The organism is Arthrobacter sp. NPDC093139, from assembly GCF_044754165.1.
GTDB lineage: Bacteria > Actinomycetota > Actinomycetes > Actinomycetales > Micrococcaceae > Arthrobacter.
Genome location: NZ_JBIVOO010000003.1, coordinates 17328 through 37655, shown reverse-complemented (window position 1 = coordinate 37655; position 20328 = coordinate 17328). Strand labels below are relative to the sequence as shown.

The 20328-nt window shown below is 66.1% G+C and carries 16 protein-coding genes and 1 pseudogene; 6 read left to right on the top strand and 11 right to left on the bottom strand.

Annotated elements, in window-relative coordinates:
* Positions 1-97 precede the first annotated feature (97 nt).
* Positions 98-568, top strand: a complete 471-nt coding sequence (gene rplT / locus ACIP90_RS06070) for a 50S ribosomal protein L20 (protein ID WP_400577754.1) — start codon at positions 98-100, stop codon at positions 566-568.
* A 57-nt stretch (positions 569-625) separates the two neighbouring features.
* Positions 626-1519 (top strand): TrmH family RNA methyltransferase, encoded by an 894-nt coding sequence (locus ACIP90_RS06065; protein ID WP_400577753.1) that lies wholly within the window; start codon positions 626-628, stop codon positions 1517-1519.
* A 91-nt stretch (positions 1520-1610) separates the two neighbouring features.
* Here ACIP90_RS06065 and ACIP90_RS06060 read toward each other — a convergent pair whose 3' ends face one another.
* Both ACIP90_RS06060 and ACIP90_RS06055 read right to left on the bottom strand, forming a co-directional pair.
* On the bottom strand, positions 1611-1877 hold the full coding sequence (locus ACIP90_RS06060; RefSeq protein ID WP_400577751.1) for a GlsB/YeaQ/YmgE family stress response membrane protein: 267 nt from the start codon (positions 1875-1877) through the stop codon (positions 1611-1613).
* A gap of 475 nt (positions 1878-2352) precedes the next feature.
* Positions 2353-3561 carry an MFS transporter gene (locus ACIP90_RS06055; protein ID WP_400577750.1) on the bottom strand — a complete coding sequence of 403 codons (1209 nt, stop codon included), beginning with the start codon at positions 3559-3561 and terminating at the stop codon, positions 2353-2355.
* Positions 3562-3748: 187 nt separating this feature from the next.
* Here ACIP90_RS06055 and ACIP90_RS06050 point away from each other — a divergent pair, with 187 nt between their 5' ends.
* Positions 3749-4204 carry a (deoxy)nucleoside triphosphate pyrophosphohydrolase gene (locus ACIP90_RS06050; RefSeq protein WP_400577749.1) on the top strand — a complete coding sequence of 152 codons (456 nt, stop codon included), beginning with the start codon at positions 3749-3751 and terminating at the stop codon, positions 4202-4204.
* Here the strand turns inward: ACIP90_RS06050 and ACIP90_RS06045 are convergent, their stop codons facing one another.
* Positions 4205-5329: an Rv2578c family radical SAM protein gene (locus tag ACIP90_RS06045; RefSeq protein WP_400577748.1), complete on the bottom strand. Its 1125-nt coding sequence runs from the start codon at positions 5327-5329 to the stop codon at positions 4205-4207.
* Positions 5330-5360: 31 nt separating this feature from the next.
* Positions 5361-5840, bottom strand: coding sequence for a hypothetical protein (locus tag ACIP90_RS06040; RefSeq protein ID WP_400577747.1), 480 nt, complete (start codon positions 5838-5840; stop codon positions 5361-5363).
* Between the two features lie 242 nt (positions 5841-6082).
* Here ACIP90_RS06040 and pheS point away from each other — a divergent pair, with 242 nt between their 5' ends.
* Entirely contained in the window at positions 6083-7144 is a 1062-nt protein-coding gene (pheS, locus tag ACIP90_RS06035) for a phenylalanine--tRNA ligase subunit alpha (RefSeq protein ID WP_400577746.1), read from the top strand.
* A 3-nt stretch (positions 7145-7147) separates the two neighbouring features.
* Positions 7148-9691 carry a phenylalanine--tRNA ligase subunit beta gene (gene pheT, locus ACIP90_RS06030; RefSeq protein ID WP_400577745.1) on the top strand — a complete coding sequence of 848 codons (2544 nt, stop codon included), beginning with the start codon at positions 7148-7150 and terminating at the stop codon, positions 9689-9691.
* Here the strand turns inward: pheT and ACIP90_RS06025 are convergent.
* The 4 genes from ACIP90_RS06025 to ACIP90_RS06010 all read right to left on the bottom strand — a co-directional run bounded on the left by ACIP90_RS06025 (position 9688) and on the right by ACIP90_RS06010 (position 16423).
* Positions 9688-9975, bottom strand: a complete 288-nt coding sequence (locus tag ACIP90_RS06025) for a hypothetical protein (protein ID WP_400577743.1) — start codon at positions 9973-9975, stop codon at positions 9688-9690. The two genes, pheT and ACIP90_RS06025, sit on opposite strands and share 4 nt — an antisense overlap.
* Positions 9972-11327, bottom strand: a complete 1356-nt coding sequence (locus ACIP90_RS06020; RefSeq protein WP_400577742.1) for a M1 family metallopeptidase — start codon at positions 11325-11327, stop codon at positions 9972-9974. Before ACIP90_RS06020 ends, ACIP90_RS06025 begins: the two co-directional genes overlap by 4 nt.
* Before the next feature lie 56 nt (positions 11328-11383).
* A complete protein-coding gene (locus tag ACIP90_RS06015) occupies positions 11384-15361 on the bottom strand; it encodes a Pls/PosA family non-ribosomal peptide synthetase (protein WP_400577741.1) in 3978 nt (1325 codons plus the stop codon).
* A gap of 96 nt (positions 15362-15457) precedes the next feature.
* Positions 15458-16423, bottom strand: a complete 966-nt coding sequence (locus tag ACIP90_RS06010) for a quinone oxidoreductase family protein (protein WP_400577740.1) — start codon at positions 16421-16423, stop codon at positions 15458-15460.
* 187 nt (positions 16424-16610) lie between these two features.
* Between ACIP90_RS06010 and ACIP90_RS06005 the strand changes: the two genes are divergently transcribed.
* Positions 16611-17759: a D-TA family PLP-dependent enzyme gene (locus ACIP90_RS06005; protein WP_400577739.1), complete on the top strand. Its 1149-nt coding sequence runs from the start codon at positions 16611-16613 to the stop codon at positions 17757-17759.
* A 132-nt stretch (positions 17760-17891) separates the two neighbouring features.
* Here the strand turns inward: ACIP90_RS06005 and ACIP90_RS06000 are convergent, their stop codons facing one another.
* From ACIP90_RS06000 to ACIP90_RS05990, 3 genes and pseudogenes are all read right to left on the bottom strand, one after another.
* On the bottom strand, positions 17892-18176 hold the full coding sequence (locus ACIP90_RS06000; RefSeq protein ID WP_400577738.1) for a hypothetical protein: 285 nt from the start codon (positions 18174-18176) through the stop codon (positions 17892-17894).
* 410 nt (positions 18177-18586) lie between these two features.
* Positions 18587-18916: pseudogene (locus ACIP90_RS05995) on the bottom strand (amino acid transporter); the annotation flags it as partial.
* Positions 18917-19078: 162 nt separating this feature from the next.
* On the bottom strand, positions 19079-20185 hold the full coding sequence (locus ACIP90_RS05990; RefSeq protein WP_400577737.1) for a fatty acid desaturase family protein: 1107 nt from the start codon (positions 20183-20185) through the stop codon (positions 19079-19081).
* Positions 20186-20328 lie beyond the last annotated feature (143 nt).

Sequence of the window (20328 nt, the reverse complement as noted above, 5' to 3'; positions counted from 1 at the left end):
GCCATCTGGCACCAGCCAAACTACCAATAAGCCTTCTCAGGCCGGCCGGGATACCGGCAGTAGATGCTTGGGATAAGAATTCTGAAGGAGTACGCACGTGGCACGTGTGAAGCGGGCGGTAAACGCCCACAAGAAGCGCCGGGTTATCCTCGAACGCGCCAAAGGTTACCGCGGACAGCGCTCACGCCTGTACCGCAAGGCCAAAGAGCAGCTGCTGCACTCGTTTGTGTACAGCTACGGCGACCGCAAGAAGAAGAAGGGCGACTTCCGCCGCCTGTGGATCCAGCGCATCAACGCTGCATCCCGCGCCAACGGCCTCACCTACAACCGCCTGATCCAGGGCCTCAAGGCCGCTGAGGTCGAGGTTGACCGCCGCATGCTGGCCGAGCTGGCTGTGTCTGACGCCAACGCCTTTGCTGCGCTGGTCAAGGTCGCCAAGGACTCCCTGCCGGCCGACACCTCCGCTCCGGCTGTTGCTGCTGACGCTGCAGCGGCTCCGAAGGCCAAGAAGCCGGCCGCCAAGAAGGCTGCTGCCAAGAAGCCTGCCGCTGACGAGGCTGCCGAGTAGCATCTCCCCGTTCTGGGTAGTTCGAGAACCTGCTGCTACAGCAACTAAGGTTCTTATATGAACGAAACCGGGCGCCCGCAAGACTTTCCACTGTCCAACCCCCGAGCTGATCGGGTCCGGGACGTGGCAAAGCTTGCCGGGCGCCCGGCCCGTTTAAGGCGCCGCCAGTTCTTGGCGGAGGGGCCCCAGGCTGTCCGTGAAGCCCTGACGCTGCACCACAAGAGAATCGACGCGGGGGAGCCTGGTGTTGTCCGTGAGGTGTTTGCCAGTGAGGCGTGCCTGGACCGCTACCCGGAGTTCGACGGTCTGGCCGCCGGCATCAGCGCCAGGCTGGCAACGGATGACGTCCTTGCCGCCATGGCGGACACCGTGACTCCGCAAGGCATCATAGCTGTGTGTGATTTCGTGGATGTTCCGCTGCACGAGGTTCTCGATGCCAGGCCGCGGCTGCTCGCCGTGCTGTGCCAGGTCCGGGACCCGGGCAACGCCGGGACCGTCCTGCGGGCAGCCGACGCAGCCGGCGCGGATGCTGTGGTGCTGACCGGCTCCAGCGTGGATATCTACAACCCGAAGGCCGTGCGTTCCACTGCAGGCTCGCTGTTTCATCTGCCCGTGGTGCTCGGCGCCAACGTCGAAGAGCTCGTGGCGCAGTGCCGGTCCCGCGGCATTGGCGTGCTGGCCGCTGACGGCTACGGGAAGCTGAACCTGGACCGTCTCCAGGACGAGAGCGCGGCGCGGCGGCTCGGCAGCTCCTCGGCCAGTTCAGATTATGCGCTGGAAGGCCCTACTGCCTGGCTGTTCGGAAATGAGGCGCAGGGGCTGTCCGATGCGGAGCTCGCCCTGGCGGACCACAGGGTGGCCGTTCCCGTCTACGGTGCCGCCGAAAGCCTGAACCTGGGGACGGCGGCCACGGTCTGCCTGTACGCCAGCGCGAGATCCCAACAGGCCTAAAAACGGGGGGTAAAAAAACGGGGGCCCACATGGTGGGCTCCCGTATTTTTCTTTTGGGCAGGTCCGTCAGTCGGGCGGGCCTTGGTGGTCTTTAGGTGGTCCGGTTACGTCCGGTAATTGCCCCGTAGACACCGGCGACTACCAGGCCGCCGATAATGGCGAGGATCCAGGTGCCGAGGTCGAAGAACGCCAGGTCACCCCTGCCGAACAGAAGGCTGCCAATCCAGCCACCAACGATGGCGCCTACAACGCCCAGAACCAGGCTGGTGACCCAGCCACCGCCGACCCTGCCGGGCATAACGGCTTTAACAATTGCGCCTACGATCAGGCCGAGAATAATCCAAGCAAGAAAACCCATTGTCTCCTCCTTCATATTCGTCGGGATCGATACAAGTCAGTCCCGACATGGCTTCAAGCTAACACAGCGCATGTTTATTTGTCAGCACGCTTAGTTTCAAGGTTATTTGTGGCGCCGCGACGCCACGAGTGCTGCTCCGTCCAAGGCCGGGCGAGTACGGTAATTACCAGTGGTTCCGCCGCGGGCCGTGTCCAATTTGTTGTAATCCCCCAGTTGAAGAGGTGAAATCCCCTTGGCTGCAACTGGCGGTACCAAGGCGATCGTCGCAGCTCTCGATGCCAATCTGACCATCGCTGTTTTGAATCATCCACCTCAAGACGCTGCACCTCGGGCCCGGAGGAACTGCTTGTAGCTGCCAAGATCGCGACGGTCTGCCGGGCATGACCGGCAGATAATGCCGGCACGCAAAGGACCTGCACTCAAAGGACCGGCGCTCAAATAACAGAAACGCCCGCTGGCCCTGTGACCCGAAAGGTTACGGGGCCAGCGGCCTTTTACGCTCCAGCATTCCGCTGAGCCCAGCCACACCAAGGCCGAGGACCGCCAGCACGGCGCCCACAAGGGCCGGTGCAACATAACCCCAGCCCCAGGCGATGACGAGTCCGCCAAGGAAAGCTCCCAGCGCGTTGGCCACGTTGAGGGCGGCGTGGTTGAGGGAGGATGCCAGGGAGGGCGCGTCCGGTGAGGCATCGAGCAGCCTGGTTTGCAGCGCGGGCACCAGCATGGCTCCGGCCGCCCCCACAACGAAGACCATCACGAACGCGGACCAGGGCCAGTGCACGGCGATCGCGTACACGACCAGAGCCACGGCGATCCCCGGCAGCACGCGGTAAATGGTTCCCATGACGGACTTGTCCGCGATCCTGCCGCCCACGATGTTGCCCGCGACCATTCCGAGGCCGTACAGGGCCACCACGAACGGCAGGAATGCGGACGGGATGCCGGCAACCGAGGTCATGGTGTGGGCAATGTAGGTGTACGTTGCGAAGAATCCGCCGAATCCGACGATCCCGATCAGGATGGCAAGCCACACTTGTGCCCGCTTCAGCGCTCCGAGTTCCCGGCGGATGCTTGCGTCGGCATGTGCCTTTTGGAAGGGCACAAACTTCCAGATCAGGCCCAGCGTCACCAGCCCAAGGGCGCCGACCAGGACGAAGAGCAGCCGCCAGCCGAAGGCCTGGCCAAGCCACGTGGCGAACGGCACGCCGATGACATTGGCCACGGTGAGCCCGGCCATGACCATGGAAATGGCCCAGCCACGCTTTGTTGGCGCCACCAGCGACGCGGCGATCACGGCCGCCACGCCAAAGAAAGCGCCATGCGGCAGTCCGGCGGCGAACCGGGACACGAGCATGCTCCCGTAGTCAGGGGCGATGAACGACGTCAGGTTGGCGATGCTGAAGAACAGCATGAGGCCCAGGGCAAGGTACTTCCGCGGAAGTTTCGCTCCGACGGCGGCCAGTATCGGTGCGCCGACGACCACGCCCAGTGCATAGGCTGAGATCAGGTGCCCGGCCTCCGGCGTTCCAATATTGAGCCCAACCTCCACTTCCTTAAGCAGGCCCATCATGGCGAATTCGGTGACACCGATTCCGAAGCCTCCCATCCCCAGCGCCAAAATGGCGAGTCCGAGATGGGACTTGTGGGTCGTGGCTTTGCCGGTAGCGTGAGTGGTCGTGGTCATGTGCCTGCTTTTCGGAGCTTGGGGGTGGAGTCTCGGCATCGTGCGTGAAGCTGCCCGCACACGTAATTAGCCCGGACAAATCTGATTTTTACAACGACGGGTCTGTAGAAGGTATTCCGCACGTCGTTGGGGGAGGGGCTGGCGGCAGAGGTGCGCCCCTAACCATTCTCCCCCATACACTGGGGAGGTGAGCGAACTGATAAGCGTTGTGGGCGGTGCCGTACTCGATTCATTGGCCCGGCCAACCCGTTTGCTGGTGGCCAGGAGGACGGCGCCTCCACAGTTCGCAGGCATGTGGGAGTTTCCGGGCGGCAAGGTGGAAGCCGGCGAGACGCCCGAAACCGCTTTGCACCGGGAACTGCGTGAGGAGCTGGGCATCGGCATCCGCCTCGGATCCGAGCTGACATCCCCGCACCAGTCAGGCTGGCCGCTCAACGAACGCGCGTCGATGCGGGTATGGTTTGCCGAACTCACCGACGGCGAGCCCCGGCCCCTCGAGGACCATGACGAACTCGCCTGGATCGGCCTTCGGGAACGTGAGGAAGCTCTCAGCCTTCCGTGGATTCCTGCCGACCTTCCGATTGTCCAAGCCCTGTTGACGGAACTCGGCGCCACTGCCTCGCTGAAAAACTACGCGGTCTGATCAGAAGAGTGTTGGCTGGGACGCCTGGGCCGTCCCGGGCGTCCCGGCACGTGCCGCGGGCAAGCTGCCTTCAGGGTAGGCGGCTTCTTCGCCTCGGGGGTCGTCGGCATCCCGGTGGCTGAACCCGTGTGAGCCGGAAAACCCGTAGCGGGCCTTGAAGTAGCGGACCCGTCCTGCGAGCCAGGCGCGGTACTCCTTCGAAGCGTAGGATCCCGTGCCGTACAGCCGCCTGTACCGTCCGGCGAGTTCCGGGTGCCTTGCCGCAATCCACTGCATGAACCACTCACGCGTACCGGGCTTCAGATACAGGGCCCCGGCCGTCACGCCGGTTGCCCCGGCAGCGGCCAGCGAACTGAACAGGGAATCCAGGGCTTCGTCGCTGTCCGACAGCCAGGGCAGGATCGGCATGGCCATCACTCCGCACGGCAGCCCGGCATCGCGCAGCCTCGATATGAGCTTAAGCCTGGCCTTCGGTCCGGGCGTCCCCGGTTCGATCGCTTCGGACAGCCGTTCATCTGTCATGGCGAGTGAAATGCCGATTCCCACCGGTACCTGGGCGGCGGCGTGTTTCAGCAGCGGGATGTCGCGGGCCAGCAGTGTTCCCTTGGTCAGGATGGACAGGGGCGTTCCGGAGTCGGCCAACGCGCCGATGATCCCGGGCATCAGCCGGTACCGTCCCTCGGCGCGCTGATAGGGATCGGTGTTGGTGCCGAGCGCGACGTGCTGCCGCCCCCAGGACGGCTTGGCCAGTTCCCTGCGCAGCACCTCAGCGGCATTGATCTTGACGACCACCTGGCTGTCGAAATCCAGCCCCGCATCGAAGTCCAGATAGGTGTGGCTCTTGCGGGCAAAGCAGTAGACACACGCGTGGCTGCAGCCGCGGTAGGGATTGACTGTCCATTCGAAGGGCATGCGGGAACCGGCGGCCACCTTGTTGAGCACCGATTTGGCGGTGACCTCATGGAAGGTGACCCCGGCAAATTCAGGCGTGGAGACAGAACGCACAAGCCCCGCCAGCGGCAGCAGCGGCACGGCGGCTGTGCCGGTGTCCGCGCCGCTGTCCCTCGCGCTGTCAGTGCCGGGCGCCCGGCGTGCGGGATTGAGTGCCTGCGCGTCCCATCTCATGCCTCAATTCGAAGGTATGTTCGAATCAAAGTCAAGGCCCGCCGTCGGTGTTTCGCCTGATCCGCCGCCTGATCCGCCGCCCGCCGGCGAGTGTGCGCTTGCGCGGTGATGCCGCTCGGCCGGCGTAGCCGCCGGCTTCGAGCCCCGCATGGCGTTCAAAGGGATTTCCCGATGCCGGGTCGCCGTGCCGGAGCAGCGACCACCCGGCGGCAGCGAAGTAGAGAGCCAGGAAGGGCAGCCCGAGGCAGGCGTACTGCGTGCTGTGCCGTTCCTCGTGACCCAGGAGGACGGGGTTTCCCAGGGCCGCCTCCGGCCCGGCGCGGAAGATGACCACATTGCCTACCGTGAACGCCCCGGCGAAGGGGAGTTTCCAGGTGTAGTTGGTGGCGATCGCAAGGCCCCGCGGGCCACTCACGACAGTGGTTCCGGCCAGCCTGGCGAGCAGCAGTCCCAGCAGGGTGGAGCCATTGAGCAGGTTCGCTAGCCGGCGCAACCGCTGTCCCGGGGTCATGAGGCAATGCTAGCCGCGGCACGCGAACAGCACACTGGCCGTCCCGTTCGGGCAGTCGGGCCCGGTCAATTAGACTGGGAACAGTGCCTGCCGGCCAACCTCCGGCGAGCCTGCCCTTGTCTTTGCAGGGCGTCACCGGATGGCGTCATGCAATGACGTGCCAGTGACGGACGCGCTGCCGGGGAAACCGGCACAGCAGCACCGGCCACTGGCATCACCCGACTCGTAGCTAAGAACAGTAGATGACTGAAACTTTGCCGGGCGCTGCCGTCCCGAACCCTCTGGATGAAGCCGCCATCACCGCCGCCGTCGAGCAGGCAATCTCCGCCATCGCCGGTGCCTCCACGCTCGATGAACTCAAGGCTGTCCGTTTGACCCACACCGGGGAGAAATCGCCGCTGAGCCTCGCGAACCGCGAGATCGGAGGCCTGCCAAAAGACCAGAAGGCCGTTGCCGGGAAGCTCATGGGTTCGTCCCGGGGACGCGTTAACAAGGCACTCGCGGACCGCACCGCCGAGCTTGAGGCCGAGAACGACGCCCGCATCCTGGTCGAGGAAACTGTCGATGTGACAGCCGCCCCGCGCCGCCGCCGGGCTGGAGCGCGCCATCCGCTCTCCACACTGCAGGACCGCGTGGCAGACATCTTTGTCGGCATGGGCTGGGAAGTCGCAGAGGGTCCGGAAGTCGAGTCTGAATGGTTCAACTTCGACGCACTGAACTTCAAGCCGGACCACCCGGCCCGCGAGATGCAGGACACCTTCTTCGTGGAACCGCCGGAGGCGCACCTCCTCATGCGCACCCACACCTCCCCGGTGCAGGTGCGCTCCATGCTGGAACGCGAGGTGCCGATCTACGTGCTGTGCCCCGGCAAGGTGTTCCGCACCGATGAGCTCGACGCCACGCACACCCCCGTTTTCCACCAGTTCGAGGGCCTCGCGATCGACAGGAACCTCAGCATGGCCGACTTGCGCGGCACGCTGGAGCACTTCGCCCGCCAGATGTTCGGAGACGAAGCGCAGATCCGGCTGCGCCCCAACTATTTCCCCTTCACCGAGCCGTCCGCGGAACTGGACATCTTCCACCCCGGTGCCAAGGGCGGGCCGCGGTGGATCGAGTGGGGCGGCTGCGGCATGGTCAACCCCAATGTCCTGCGCGCCGCAGGCATCGACCCGGATGTCTATTCAGGGTTTGCCTTTGGCATGGGCATCGAGCGCACGCTCATGTTCCGCAACGAAGTCAGCGACATGCGCGACATGATCGAAGGCGATGTACGTTTCAGCGAGCACTTCGGGATGGAGATCTAAACAGTGCGTATCCCACTTTCCTGGCTGCGTGAATTCGCGCAGGTACCGGCCGCAGCAACGGCTGAAGACGTCATGGCCGAGCTCGTCAAAGTCGGCTTTGAAGAAGAAGCGGTCCACCGTCCCACCGACGCCCTGCGTGGGCCCATCGTGGTGGGCCAGGTCCTGAGCCTGGTCAAGGAACCGCAGACCAACGGCAAGACCATCAACTGGTGCCAGGTCCGCGTTGTCCCTGAGGGGCAGGAACAGACCCTCACAGGCAAGGGCATTGACCCTTCCGGCGTCCAGGGCATCATCTGCGGCGCCCACAACTTCGTGGAGGGGGACAAGGTTGTTGTCACCCTTCCCGGTGCCGTGCTGCCCGGCGATTTCCACATCTCCGCGCGTAAAACCTACGGGCACCTGTCCGCGGGGATGATCGCCTCCGTGCGCGAACTCGGCATCGGCGAAGACCATGACGGAATCCTGGTGCTTTCGAGGATCGGGCTGGACCCGGAAATCGGCACCGACGCAATGGACCTCCTGGGCCTCTACGACGAAGCCGCCGAGATCAACGTCACCCCGGACCGCGGGTACGCCTTCTCGATCCGCGGCGTCGCCCGTGAGTACGCCCATGCCACGGGCACGGTCTTCACGGACCCCGCCTCGAAGGTCACGGCCCCGGTGTCGCTGGCCGGCGGCTACGGTGTCAAGATCAACGACGACGCCCCCATCTACGGCAAGCCTGGCTGCGACCGCTTCGTGGCCCGCACCGTCCGGGGCGTGGATGCAACTCGTCCCACGCCGCCGTGGATGACTTCCAGACTTCGGTTGGCGGGGATCCGCTCGATCTCCCTGCCCGTAGACATCTCCAACTATGTGATGCTCGAGCTGGGCCAGCCCCTGCACTTCTATGACCAGGACAGGCTGTCCGGGGACATCGTGGTCCGGCGGGCCGTGGCGGGGGAGAAGCTCACCACGCTGGACGGCAAGGAGCGCCAGCTCGATGTCGAGGATCTGCTGATCACTGACGAATCCGGACCTATCGGCATCGCCGGCGTTATGGGCGGCGCCTCCACCGAGGTCTCGGACACTACGTCCACCGTCCTGATTGAGGCGGCCCACTTCGAAGAAGTCTCGATCGCCCGCTCACGCCGCCGCCACAAGCTGCCGTCGGAGGCCTCCAAGCGTTTCGAACGCGGCGTCGACTGGCAGGTGGCGAACGTTGCCGCCCAGCGCGCTGCCGACCTCCTGGTCGAACTCGCCGGCGGCACCGCCGACGAGGTTGGGACCGACGTCGGGACAGCTCCGGACGCCGTGTCCATCGCCCTGCCCGCCGCTTTCGCCGCCGAGCGGATCGGCATCGACTTCACCGAAGAGCAAATCGTCACCTCCCTCGAGGATCTCGGCGCTGTCGTGGAAAAGGCCGACGGCGGCTGGACCGTTTCGGCGCCCAGCTGGCGCAGCGACCTTGAGACCAAGGAAGACCTGTCCGAAGAGATCGCCCGCCTGGTTGGCTACGACAAGATCCCGGCGACGCTTCCCGTCGCTCCTCCGGGCCGGGGGCTGACGCGCGTCCAGCAGCAGCGGCGGCGCCTCATCCAGGCCCTCGCCGACGCCGGGCTCACCGAAGTCCTGGCCTACCCGTTTGTCTCGAAGGCTGCAAACGACACCTTCGGAGTACCGGAGGCAGGTGCTCCCCGTAGCGCCGTCAAGCTGGCCAACCCGATCAGCGAGGAGCACGGCTACCTGCGGACGTCCGTGCTGCCCGGACTGATCGAGGTGGCAAAGCGCAACCACTCGCGCGGCTTCCGCGACCTGGCGCTGTTCGAGGCAGGGCTTGTCTTCCTGCCCGGCGGGACGGTGGGCACGGCCTCCATTCCGCCGCTCGGCGTCAAGCCGTCCGATGCGGTGCTGGACGCACTGTACGACGGCGTTCCGGACCAGCCGCTGCACGTCGCCGCGGTCCTGACCGGCCACGATTCACCGGCTGCCGCCGGCCACACCCCGCGGGCCTGGGACTGGGCCGACGCGCTGGACATCGCGCGGCTTGCGGGCGATGTCCTGGGCGTTGACATCGTGGTGGGGCAGGGCCATCACCAGGCCTTCCATCCCGGCCGGGCAGCCCAGCTGTCCCTGCGCAGCGGCGAGGTGGTGGGATACGCCGGCGAGCTGCACCCAAAGCTCCTGGCAGCCTCTGACATGCCCGCCCGTTCCGTCGCGCTCGAAATCAACGCCGACGCCCTTTTCAGGGCCGCCGCCGATGTTATTGTGGCGCGCCACATCTCCACCTTCCCGGTCGCAACCCAGGACGTGGCCCTCGTGGTGCCGCAGGAGATTCCCGCAGACGACGTGCTGGCCGCCCTGCGCGAAGGTGCCGGCGAACTCCTGGAAGATGTCGCACTGTTCGACGTCTACGCCGGGAAGGGCATCGAGGACGGCAAGAAGTCACTGGCCTTCGGGCTTCGGTTCCGCGCCAACGACCGGACGCTGACCGCCGACGAGGCCTCGGCGGCCCGCGAGGGCGCGGTAGCTCTGGCCGCAGAGCGCTTCGGCGCCGTCCAGCGCTAGCAGCCGTCCAGCGCGAGGCAGGGGAGGATTCGCCTGAGCATCGGCCAGGGAACAACGCGAAAGACCACGCCGTACGGCGTGGTCTTTCGCGCCTCCCCGGAACGCCCGGCTGATGAATCGTTGCTTGATCCTGCTGAGCTTGCACGCGCCGCGCGGCCATGGAGCCGGCCGGTGGAGGCGCTGCGTCCGGAGGTTTCCGACGTCAGCCCCGGGTTGGTTGGCCTGCCTGCCGGGCTCGTGGCGGCGGTGCCCTTGGCGGCGGTGCCCTTGGCCCCAGGCCTCATGCGCCGGGCAGCGGCGGAAGCGCTTCCTCGTACAGCCAGGGATGCAGCACAGACTCCGAGTCCAGCCCTGTGACCCGGTCGGTTGTCAGGATGAATTCAGCAGTGGTGACCGAACCGTGGCGCATGCCCCTGGTCCATTCGTGCAGCACAGCGAAGAACGCAAGGTCACCGCATCGGCGGCGGAGCGCATGCAGGGCCAGCGCACCGCGTTTGTACACCCGGTCGTCGAACATGAGTTCGGGGCCGGGATCTCCCACGAGGATGTCCTGGATGCCGGCCTCAAGCTTTCGCCATGCCGCTGCGGCCCGCTCCTGGACGGGCATGATGCCGGCCTCCTCGGACCAGATCCATTCGGCGTAGCAGGCAAAGCCCTCATGGAGCCAGATATCGCTCCACGAGCTGAGCGTCAGCGAATTCCCGAACCACTGGTGGGCCAGTTCGTGCGCGATGAGCCGCTGCGACTCCCACCCGGGGTCGAGGTGGTTGCGGCCGAGGATGGACAGGGACTGGGCTTCGAGGGGAATTTCGAGATCGTCGTCGGCGATCACCACGGTGTACTCCGGGAAGGGGTATGGCCCAAAGCAGCCAACGAAGGTGCGCATCATGTCCGGCTGTCGTGCCAATCCGGTGCGGGCGGCACCGAGCAGCGGGGCGGGCACGGCGACGAACTGCGCCACTCCTGCCGCCGCCGGCAGGGCCAGCAGCTCATACCTGCCGATCTGCACCGTCGCCAGGTACGTCGCCATGGGCTCCGTCTGTTCATAGACCCAGGTCTGCCGACTGGACCTTGTGAAGTGGCCCACCAGCAATCCGTTGCACACAGCCCGGTATCCCGTATCCGTGGTGACGGAAATACGGTAGCTTGCCTTGTTCCGGGGGTGGTCATTGCATGGAAACCATGACGGGGCCCCGTTGGGCTGGCCGGCGACCAGCACACCGTCCGTCAGTTCCTCCCACCCCACTTCGCCCCACAGGCCGTTGCGTGGCTCCGGGTTGCCGGCGTAGCGGATGTCCAGTGTGAATTCTTCGCCGGGATTCAGGGCATGTTCGCAGTGAACCACCAGCTGCTCGGCACGCTGCGAAAACTTCCTGACCCGGGATCCGTTCAAGGCGATTTTCAGGGCGCGGAGACCCGTCATGTCCAGCACCACCGCCGAGATGCGGCGGTCAGCCACGGCCCGCACCACCGCGCGGCCCGTCAGACGGTTGCTGGCAAGCCTGTAATCAAGCTCCAGCTCGTAGCGCAGGACGCGGTAGGCATCGGTGCCGTGCCCAGAGACGTAAGGATCGGTGGTGCCGGACCCTGCCGCGGGCAGTACGGCGGCCGGGCCGGGGGATTCTGGAGAACTCATCAGGCGGATGCCTCAATCAAGCTAGTCGGACGGTCTTGCGGTATTCCTGCGGGCAACTACTTGAGGCGCCGCGCGGGAACCCCCGGTCCCGTCCAGGGGGTCACGGGGTTGCCCATCCAGTACGTTGCGGCCGGGACGGTCTCCCCGCGCATCACCAGTGATGCCGGGCCCACAGTTCCGCCGTCACCGATCCGTGCCTGTGGCAGGATGACACCGTGCGGTCCCATGGTGGCGCCGTCTTCGAGCGTAACAGCGTCGATGCTCATGATGCGGTCGTGGAAGAGGTGCGTCTGCACGACGCAGCCGCGATTAACCGTCGAGCTGTGGCCTAGACTCACGAGGTCGGCCTCGGGAAGCCAGTAACTCTCACACCACGTTCCGCGGCCAATCTTTGCGCCAAGGGCACGCAACCACCAGACGAGGGCCGGGGTGCCGGTGGCTGCCCGTGCGAACCACGGGGCGCTGACCATCTCGATGAAAGAGTCCACCACCTCGTTGCGCCAGATGAAGGAGCTCCACAGCGGATGTTCCCCCGGCTTGATTCGTCCGACCAGGAGCCATTTGGCCGCCACGGCGCTTCCTGCCGCAATGCCCCCGACGACCATGAGCACCAGTCCTCCGAGCGCTGCCGTGGCCGCATAGCCCAGCTGGGCTGCCAGCCAATCGAAGACGGCCATCACGCCTATCGCCAAGGCCACCGTCAGCATGACCGGGACGAAGCGGCACAGCTCCCACAGCATCCTTGCTGCCTTCAACCTGGCAGGCGGCCGGTAAGTCCGCGTGTTGTCCGACGCAATGGCCGTGCGCCTAAGCCTGACGGGAGGGCTGCCGAGCCACGACGTTCCCGACTTGGCCTTGCTCGGCGTCGCCGAAAGTACCGCCACGAGCGAATTCTTGGGTACGTTTCGCCCGGCGGCGGTCATGCCCGAATTGCCCAGAAACGAGCGCTTGCCGATCTTGGCGGGGGCGATGTGTATCCAGCCGCCAGCCAGTTCGTAGGATGCCACCATGGTGTCGTCCGCGAGGAAGGCCCCCTCGCCCACGGTCGTCATCTTGGGGAGCAGCAGGACCGTGGACGCCTCAACGTTTTTGCCCACTTTGGCGCCCAGCAGCCTCAGCCAGACCGGCGTGAACAGGCTCGCGTAGATGGGGAAGAGCAGGTCCCGGGCCATGTCCAGGACCCGCTCGGTGGCCCACACCTGCCAACCGATGCGGCTGCGTACCCGGTAGTGGCCCTCCGCCAGGCCTATCCCCAACAGCCTCGTGACCGCCAGGACCAGCAGCAGGTTGGCCACGAACCACGTCAGGGCCGCCAGCGGCAGCGAGGCCAGGAGCTGGGGCCAGGAGCTGGCCAGGGACTCGTTTCCCCTGATGAAGAGAAACACAACCAGCGCTGCCGCAAGCGCCGAGATGTAGGGGATCATGGCCAGGACCGCGGAGGCGCCGGCAAAGGCTGCAAACCACAGCCTGCCCATGAGGGAGCCCGGCGGCGTGGAATCCGGCCAGTCCCGCTTGGCCTTGCCCCGGCGTTCAGCGGGAGATCCCGCCACCAGCTGCCCGGCTTTGACTTTGCCAAGCACAGCGGAGCCTGGCTCCACCTGCCCGCCGGCGCCGATGCTCGCCCCGGGCATGAGCGTGCTCCTGGCACCGACCGATGCCCCGGCGCCAACGTGAATCTGGCCGATGTGCACCTGGTCGCCGTCAATCCACCAGCCGGAAAGGTCCACCTCGGGCTCCACGTTGCTGCCGTTGCCGAGCGACAGGAAACCCGTCACGGGCGGCAGTGAGTGCAAGTGGACGTTGCTCCCGATCTTGGCACCGAGCGCCCGGGCGTAGTACGGAACCCATGGTGCGCTGGCAAGGCTGATGGCGCTGGAGAGGTCCTGGATCTGCTCGGCCAACCAGAGGCGCAGATGCACGCGTCCGGACCTCGGGTACGTGCCCGGGACAACGTCGCGCAGCAGCAGGCGGGCCGCGGTGACCGAGATGGCCATCCGTCCCGGCGGGCTGACAAAAACCAGCCAGGACGCTGCGATCCACCACCAGGAGAGCACCGGAGCCGCCGTAAAACCTGCAAATGCCGCCAGCAGGTTGTTCGCTGCCATGAGGTAGGTCAGCCAGCGCATTCCCACGAGAATGTGCAGAGGGGCTCCCATCAGGGTCTGGAACACCTGCGACTTGCGGGCGGTGGGCCGCACCGGCCGCACCGGTGCCGGACCGGCAGCAACGCCGTCCGGCAGTGACTGGCGGGCGGTGTCGATGAGGGCGCCAACACGGGGAGTGGCGTAGATGTCCGCCACCGTGATCGTGGGATAGCGGACGCGGAGGGCCGACACGAGCTGGGCTGCCGCCAGTGAGCCGCCGCCGTGGGCGAAGAAGTCCGCGTCGAGGTTTGCCACGCTGCTTCCCAGGACCGCCGCCCACTGCTCCACGATCCACTGCGCGTCGTCGGGCAGGTTGAGCGGGGCGGCCTCCGCGTCTGCGGCGCCGGCTCCGGGCAGCGGCCAGGGCAGCGCATGCCTGTCCACTTTGCCGCTGGTTTTGGTGGGCAGGCTGCTGACAACGGTCAGCAGCGGAATCAGCGCAGCTGGGAGCGTGGCGAGCAGCAGCTCCCGGGCAGCCGCCAGATCCGGGTCGGAACCGCCGGCGGGGGCGAGGTAACCGACCAGGACCTGGTTGCCTGCCGCCGTCGTGCGTACCGCAGCAGCCGCACCCGCCACGCCTGGAAGCGACTGGAGTGCGGCGTCGATTTCACCGAGTTCGATCCTGCGGCCGCCTAGCTTGACCTGTTCATCGGCGCGTCCGATGAAGATTAGTCCCTCGCGTTCGTAGCGGACCAGGTCGCCGGAGCGGTAGGCCCGGTCCCACCCCAGCGCCGGCATGGGGGCGTACTTTTCCGCGTCCTTGAGCGGGTCGAGGTAGCGGGCCAGGCCCACGCCTCCGATGATCAATTCGCCGATTCCGCCCTCGGCGACGGGAACGTCGTCGGAACCGACCACGGCGAGGTCCCAGCCATCGAGGGGCAGCCCGATCCGGACCGGGCCGGTGCCTCCCAGGGGAGCGGCGCAGGCGACCACTGTCGCTTCGGTCGGCCCATAGGTGTTCCAGACTTCGCGGCCCTCCACCGCGAGCCGTTCAGCCAGTTCCGGCGGGCACGCCTCCCCGCCGAAGATCAGCAGCCGGACGTTTTCAAGGGCCTCGGCGGGCCAGAGCGCCGCGAGAGTGGGCACCGTGGACACCACCGTTATGCCGTGGCTGATCAGCCACGGCCCCAGATCCATCCCGGTCCGGACCAGTGCACGCGGCGCCGGCACCAGGCATGCTCCGTGGCGCCATGCCAGCCACATTTCCTCGCACGAGGCGTCGAAGGCCACGGACAGGCCTGCAAGAACGCGGTCCTGGGGGCCGATGGGATCTTCTCGCAGGAAGATCCGCGCCTCGGCGTCGACGAAGGCGGCCGCTGACCGATGGTTGACCGCCACACCCTTGGGTGTCCCCGTGGAACCTGACGTGAAGATCACCCAGGCGTCGTCGTCGGGGGTCGCCGGCCGGGGCGCCGGAAAGGGGCGCGGGCGCTCCTTGTCGGTGACAATGTCGCCTTTGGCGCGCAGGATGCCGGCGACGCCCGCCTCACTGAACACGAGCTTGGCGCGTTCGTCCGGATCGTCGGCGTCGACCGGAACGTAGGCCGCTCCGATCATCATGACGGCGAGGATTGATATGTAGAGCTCGTTGGTTCCGGACGGGATCCTGACGCCGATCCTGTCACCGGCGCCAAGGCCCGCCGCATGAAGGCGGCGGCCCTCGGCACGGACCGCCGCCATCAGCTGCGCGTAACTCAGGGACTGCCGGCCGTCATCCAGCGCCGATGCGTCCGGATACCGGGCCGCAGTCTCCTGCAGTATGTCCACCAGTGTCCGCTCCGGAGGGGCTGACCACGAACCGCGCAACTGGGCGGCGTGGACTGCGGCGGCCGCGGTTCCGTGCGCTCCAAGGCTTGCGGTTCGGTTCGTCTCCGGGAGTTGCTCATTCACCGGGGGATTCTCTCCCGCCAAGATGAACAAAAGGTAGCGCGCTTCACCGGATGTTCACATGGCGGCCTTGCCCAGTATTCAGGGATTGCCCTGTACTCAGGGAACGAGCAGTACCTTGCCTGTGGTGCGCCGCCCTTCGAGGTCCTCGTGGGCCCGCCGGGCTTCGGCCAGGGGATAGGTGCCGCCGATGCGGACCTTGAGGTGCCCGTTCGCCGCCGCGGCGAAAATCTCACCCGACCGCCAGTGGCGCTCCTGTGCATTGAGCAGGAAGTGCCCCAGTGAAGGACGGGTCAGAGTCAACGATCCGCCGGAGTTCAGGCGCTGGGGGTCCACCGGCGGAACGGCACCCGAAGCGGCGCCGAAAAGGACCAGCGTTCCCCGGGTCCGCAGGCAGGAGAGGGAGCCGTCAAAGGTGTTTCGGCCCACGCCGTCGTACACCACGTCCACGCCTTTCCCTCCGGTCAGTTCGCGGATGTGGCGCGGGAAGCCCTCGTAACGCATCACATGGTCGGCGCCGGCCTCCCGGGCGAGCTCCTCCTTGGCGTCCGAGGAAACTGTGGTGATGACCCGTGCGCCCCGTTCCTTAAGCAACTGGGTCAGCAGCAGGCCCACTCCGCCGGCGCCCGCGTGCGTCAGCACCGTGTGGCCCGGTTCCACCCTGAAGGAGGAATTGATGAGGTAATGGGCCGTCATGCCCTGGAGCGGCAGTGCTGCGGCTGTGAGGTCGTCAACGCCGTCCGGCACAGGAAGGGCCTTGGCCGCATCCAGCACCGTGTAGCCGGAGTAGCATTTCGACCCCTCTGCCGTGGCAACCCGGCTGCCGACCGCGAAATCCTCGACGCCCTCGCCGACTTCCTCGACGGTGCCTGCCGCTTCAGACCCCGGAGTGAAGGGGAAGGGAACCTGGTACATGCCGCCGCGCTGATACGTGTCAATGAAGTTCACGCCGGTTGCCGCCACCTTGATGAGCAGCTGGCCGGGGCCGGGAACGGGGCGGTCAATCTCCGTGAAGTCCAGGACCTCCGGTCCGCCCGGCTGCTGGGCGACGATGGCGTGCGTCATGGAATCTCTCCTTTCCCGGGCCGGGACTTCCGGCTGCCGGATGCTCAGTCCATCCTAAGGAGGGCGGCGCGTGAGGCGAAGCCGGACGACAGCCGCATCGGTTCCCGCGGCATGGCATCCCCGGTGACCCGAGCCCGTCGGTTCAGCCCATAACATGAGGAGGGGCCGCCGTCACGAAGGGGAATAGATGCCTACCGTCAACGCCCGGGGAAACGAGAACCAACACGTCCCGGTCACGGCTGTGATCCCTCCCGGCATCATCACCCCGGAAGTGATGATCGACGTCGACGTCCTGGACCGGAACATCGCCCGGATGGCGTCCGCAACCCTGGCCCGCGGACTTCGGCTCCGCCCGCACGCCAAGACCCACAAGGTTCTGGAGATAGCCGAGCGGCAACTCGCGGCAGGGGCAGTCGGGCTGACCGTCGCGACCATCGGTGAAGCGGAAGTCTTCGCCAAGGCCGGGGTTCGCGACATCTTCATTGCCTACCCGCTGTGGGTGACAGCACCCCGCGCGGAACGGCTGCGCACACTCGCGGAGTCCAGCAGCATCACGGTGGGAGTGGACTCGGCGGAAAGCGCATCGTTCATGGGGCAAAACCTCGGAGCCGCTGCCGGCAGGATTTCGGTCCTGGTGGAGCTCGACAGCGGGCACCACCGCAGCGGAGTCCACCCGGACGACGCCCCCGCGGTTGCCCGCGCGGCCGCCGATGTCGGGCTGGACGTTGCCGGCGTCTTCACGTTTCCCGGCCACAGCTACGCGCCAGGGATGCCGCTCGCAGCGGTCCGGCAGGAGGATGAGGCGCTGCGCCGAGGGGCCGACGGTCTGGCGGCCGCGGGCTTCCCTGCAAGAACCATCAGCGGCGGATCCACGCCCACTGCCCTGCTCGAAGGCGAGACGGCAGCAACAGAACTGCGCCCCGGCGTCTACGTGTTCGGTGATGCCCAGCAGCTCGAGCTCGGGCGCTGCGGCACCGGGGACATCGCGCTGACGGTGGCCAGCACGGTGGTCAGCCACCACCGGACGGAACCGGGCGAACCCGGACGCTTCATCATCGATGCCGGCAGCAAGGTCCTGGGCAGCGACCGTCCGGCCTGGGCCAGTGGCTATGGCAGGCTGCTTGACCATCCGGATGCCAGAATCACCGCGCTGTCAGAACACCACGCCACGGTGGAATGGCCTCGGGGGCTCCCGCTGCCTGGCCGCGGAGACGTGCTCAGGGTGATCCCCAACCATGTGTGCCTGACCATGAACCTGGTGGACGAGGTGGCCGTCGTCCACCAGGGGGCACCGGCAGGCCGATGGACGGTTGCGGCGCGGGGAAGGAACAGCTGACCAAGGCGTGTTGCTGGCTGGAAGAGAGCCCCGGCCAGGGGCCGACTGCCTGCCACGGGGGCACCAGGAGTGGTCTGATGGCGCAGGACTTAGGGGAGCGTGGCAGCCGTGGCCAGAGTCGGGGTGGCTGCTTCAAACGAGGCTTGGTGCGCTGGCCAGGATGTAATCGGTCGCGGCCGGACCAGTCATGGCAAGGCGATTGCTCCAGGGACTGATGCCATGCTCTTTGAGCGCTCTGAACAGGGCCTCCGGCGAGGCGATAGGGGAGCGACTCATCATGCACCAACTCGTGTAGAGACCGTACAGGGAGTCGGGCCCGAGTCCGGCTCCTGCTTCCCGATCGGAGGCAATGGCCTCGTAAAGAAACCGGTCGAAGTCTGGGGTGGAGGTCATGCGCGCTCGTTTCAGGTTGTTCATCGGTTCCGGTCTCGTGGCAGGTGTCGCCGCCTCTGGTGTAGGCCGGATCGGTCCAGAGACATGTGTTGTTCGGAGCGGAACCGGATGCGGATGGGTATAGCTGCGCGGCGGAGCCACGAGTTGGTCCCGCTGTCCGCGTGTAGGACCTTCGCCAGTTATGTGGTTCTGCCGAGTTGCGGTGTCCCACCCTCGCCCCGGGTAGGAAGAGCCCATTTAGGTGTCGGGGAGCCGCCCGGTCAAACGCTCACTTTCAAAAAGAAGAGAGCCCGCACCAGAAGGAGCGAGGCTCTACTACTTTTGCGGGCTCAGGCGTCAGCGGCGCCGACTTCGATCTCGACGCGTGCGACCAGCAACCGGCCAGGACGCTTAACGGGTTCTTCACAGTTGAGGGTGTAATCGCTGGCTGGATGTTGGCCGGTTTCTGCGGCTGCGACGCTGACGATTTCCGTACCGCCAAACGCGAAAACCACCACGAGCAGCGCCGAGGCGATGCCGCCCACTCCCGGGGGCGCGAATCCCCCGCTCCCAAAGAGGTTCGACAGGCCGGGGGAGGCGACGGCGGGGAGCCACCCGAAGATGAGGGCCGCACCGATCAGGATGAAGGCGCCGACGGCGAGGACCTTGAGGATGGCGAACCAGAATTCAAATTCACCGAAATTGCGCACACCCGCCACATTCACGGCCGTCAAGGCTGTGACAAAAACCAGCGATAAAAGCCACACCAGAAGATAGGCAGCACCGTTGTACCGGGGGTCTTGCCTTCTGGGCATACACGGGCGGGCGATGGTGCCGAAGGCCTCGTCGTCCTGGACGTTGCCATTTCCCAGGCGGACGTCGCCGACTACATGCGCGACGGCATGGGCCGGTTATCTCGCCGCTGCGTAGGCTGTGCTGCCTGTGCGTCAGTAGCGGCGGGTAACCGTCGCCATGGGGCACTCAAAGTGGCGCCCGGCCGAGAGGCCGACGTCGTTGAGGTAGCGGACGATGATGCCGTAGGAGGCCGTGAGCGTTGTCTCGGTAAAGGGAATGCCGTGAGTGTCGCAGTACTGGCGCACGATCGCCGTCGCCTTATGCAGCTGGGGACGCGCCATGTCGGGGAACAGGTGGTGCTCCACCTGGCGGTTGAGGCCGCCGAGCAGGATATCCATGAAGCGGCCACCTGAAATGTTGCGGGAGGTAAGGACCTGCCGGCTCAGGAAGTCCACGCGGCTGTCTGCCGGAAGGACCGGCATGCCTTTGTGGTTGGGCGCGAAGGAGGCACCCATGTAGAAGCCGAAGACGGCGAGCTGCACACCGATGAAGGCGAAGGCCATGCCAAGCGGCAGGAACGAGAAGGCAAGGACCGGAAGGACGCTGAGCCGCGCCAGCAGGATCGGCAGTTCCACCCAGCGGTGGGTGACTTTGGCGCGCTGGAAGATGAAGCGGATTGAATCGATCTGCAGGCCCAGGCCCACGAGGAACAGCAGCGGAAAGAAAAACCAGCCCTGTTTGCGTGTGAGGAAGGACAGCCGTCCCTGCCGTTCCGCCGCGGCTTCGGTGTGGAAAACAATGGCGCCGGGAGCGATGTCCGGGTCCTTGGAGATGACATTCGGGTGGTTGTGGTGGGCGCCGTGTTTCTGGGCCCACCAGGAATAGCTGATGCCCGCCACGGAGGTGGCTATCAGCCGCGCCGACCAGTCGTTGGCCCGTCGGGAGGCGAAAATCTGGCGGTGGCCCGCTTCGTGGGCCAGGAAGCTCAGCTGGGTGCAGATGATGCCGAGCGCTGCGGCGATCAGCAGCTGGAACCAGCTTTGCCCGATCAGCGCGAAGCCGAACCAGGTTGCCGTCATCAGGACGACCAGGCTGGAGAAAACGGTGATGTAGAAGCCCTGGCGTCGTTCCAGGAGACCTGCCGCACGCACGGACTTGAGCAGCTCGGAGTAGCTCTGGGTTACGGCGTTGGCCTGGCGCACCCTGCTTGGCTTAGTGATCTGCGGCTGCGGACGCTCGGACGTGATGGTGGGCGTCATGAAGGGTATGCCTCGTAACTGTTTACGGGCAACGCTGTAGCCGACATTCGGCCGCGCGGACTGGATCACCCTCCGCCAAGCATACGCTTCCGCACCTCGTGTGCCGTGCCCCACGCACGTCCTGCGCGGAGTTTCGCGCCGTC

Coding starts and splice junctions, on each gene's coding strand:
- ACIP90_RS06065 (WP_400577753.1), top strand. CDS start 626: ATGAACGAAACCGGGCGCCCGCAAGACTTTCCACTGTCCAACCCCCGA.
- ACIP90_RS06060 (WP_400577751.1), bottom strand. CDS start 1,877: ATGGGTTTTCTTGCTTGGATTATTCTCGGCCTGATCGTAGGCGCAATT.
- ACIP90_RS06055 (WP_400577750.1), bottom strand. CDS start 3,561: ATGACCACGACCACTCACGCTACCGGCAAAGCCACGACCCACAAGTCC.
- ACIP90_RS06045 (WP_400577748.1), bottom strand. CDS start 5,329: ATGAGATGGGACGCGCAGGCACTCAATCCCGCACGCCGGGCGCCCGGC.
- ACIP90_RS06040 (WP_400577747.1), bottom strand. CDS start 5,840: ATGACCCCGGGACAGCGGTTGCGCCGGCTAGCGAACCTGCTCAATGGC.
- pheS (WP_400577746.1), top strand. CDS start 6,083: ATGACTGAAACTTTGCCGGGCGCTGCCGTCCCGAACCCTCTGGATGAA.
- ACIP90_RS06025 (WP_400577743.1), bottom strand. CDS start 9,975: ATGAGGCCTGGGGCCAAGGGCACCGCCGCCAAGGGCACCGCCGCCACG.
- ACIP90_RS06020 (WP_400577742.1), bottom strand. CDS start 11,327: ATGAGTTCTCCAGAATCCCCCGGCCCGGCCGCCGTACTGCCCGCGGCA.
- ACIP90_RS06010 (WP_400577740.1), bottom strand. CDS start 16,423: ATGACGCACGCCATCGTCGCCCAGCAGCCGGGCGGACCGGAGGTCCTG.
- ACIP90_RS06005 (WP_400577739.1), top strand. CDS start 16,611: ATGCCTACCGTCAACGCCCGGGGAAACGAGAACCAACACGTCCCGGTC.
- ACIP90_RS06000 (WP_400577738.1), bottom strand. CDS start 18,176: ATGAACAACCTGAAACGAGCGCGCATGACCTCCACCCCAGACTTCGAC.
- ACIP90_RS05990 (WP_400577737.1), bottom strand. CDS start 20,185: ATGACGCCCACCATCACGTCCGAGCGTCCGCAGCCGCAGATCACTAAG.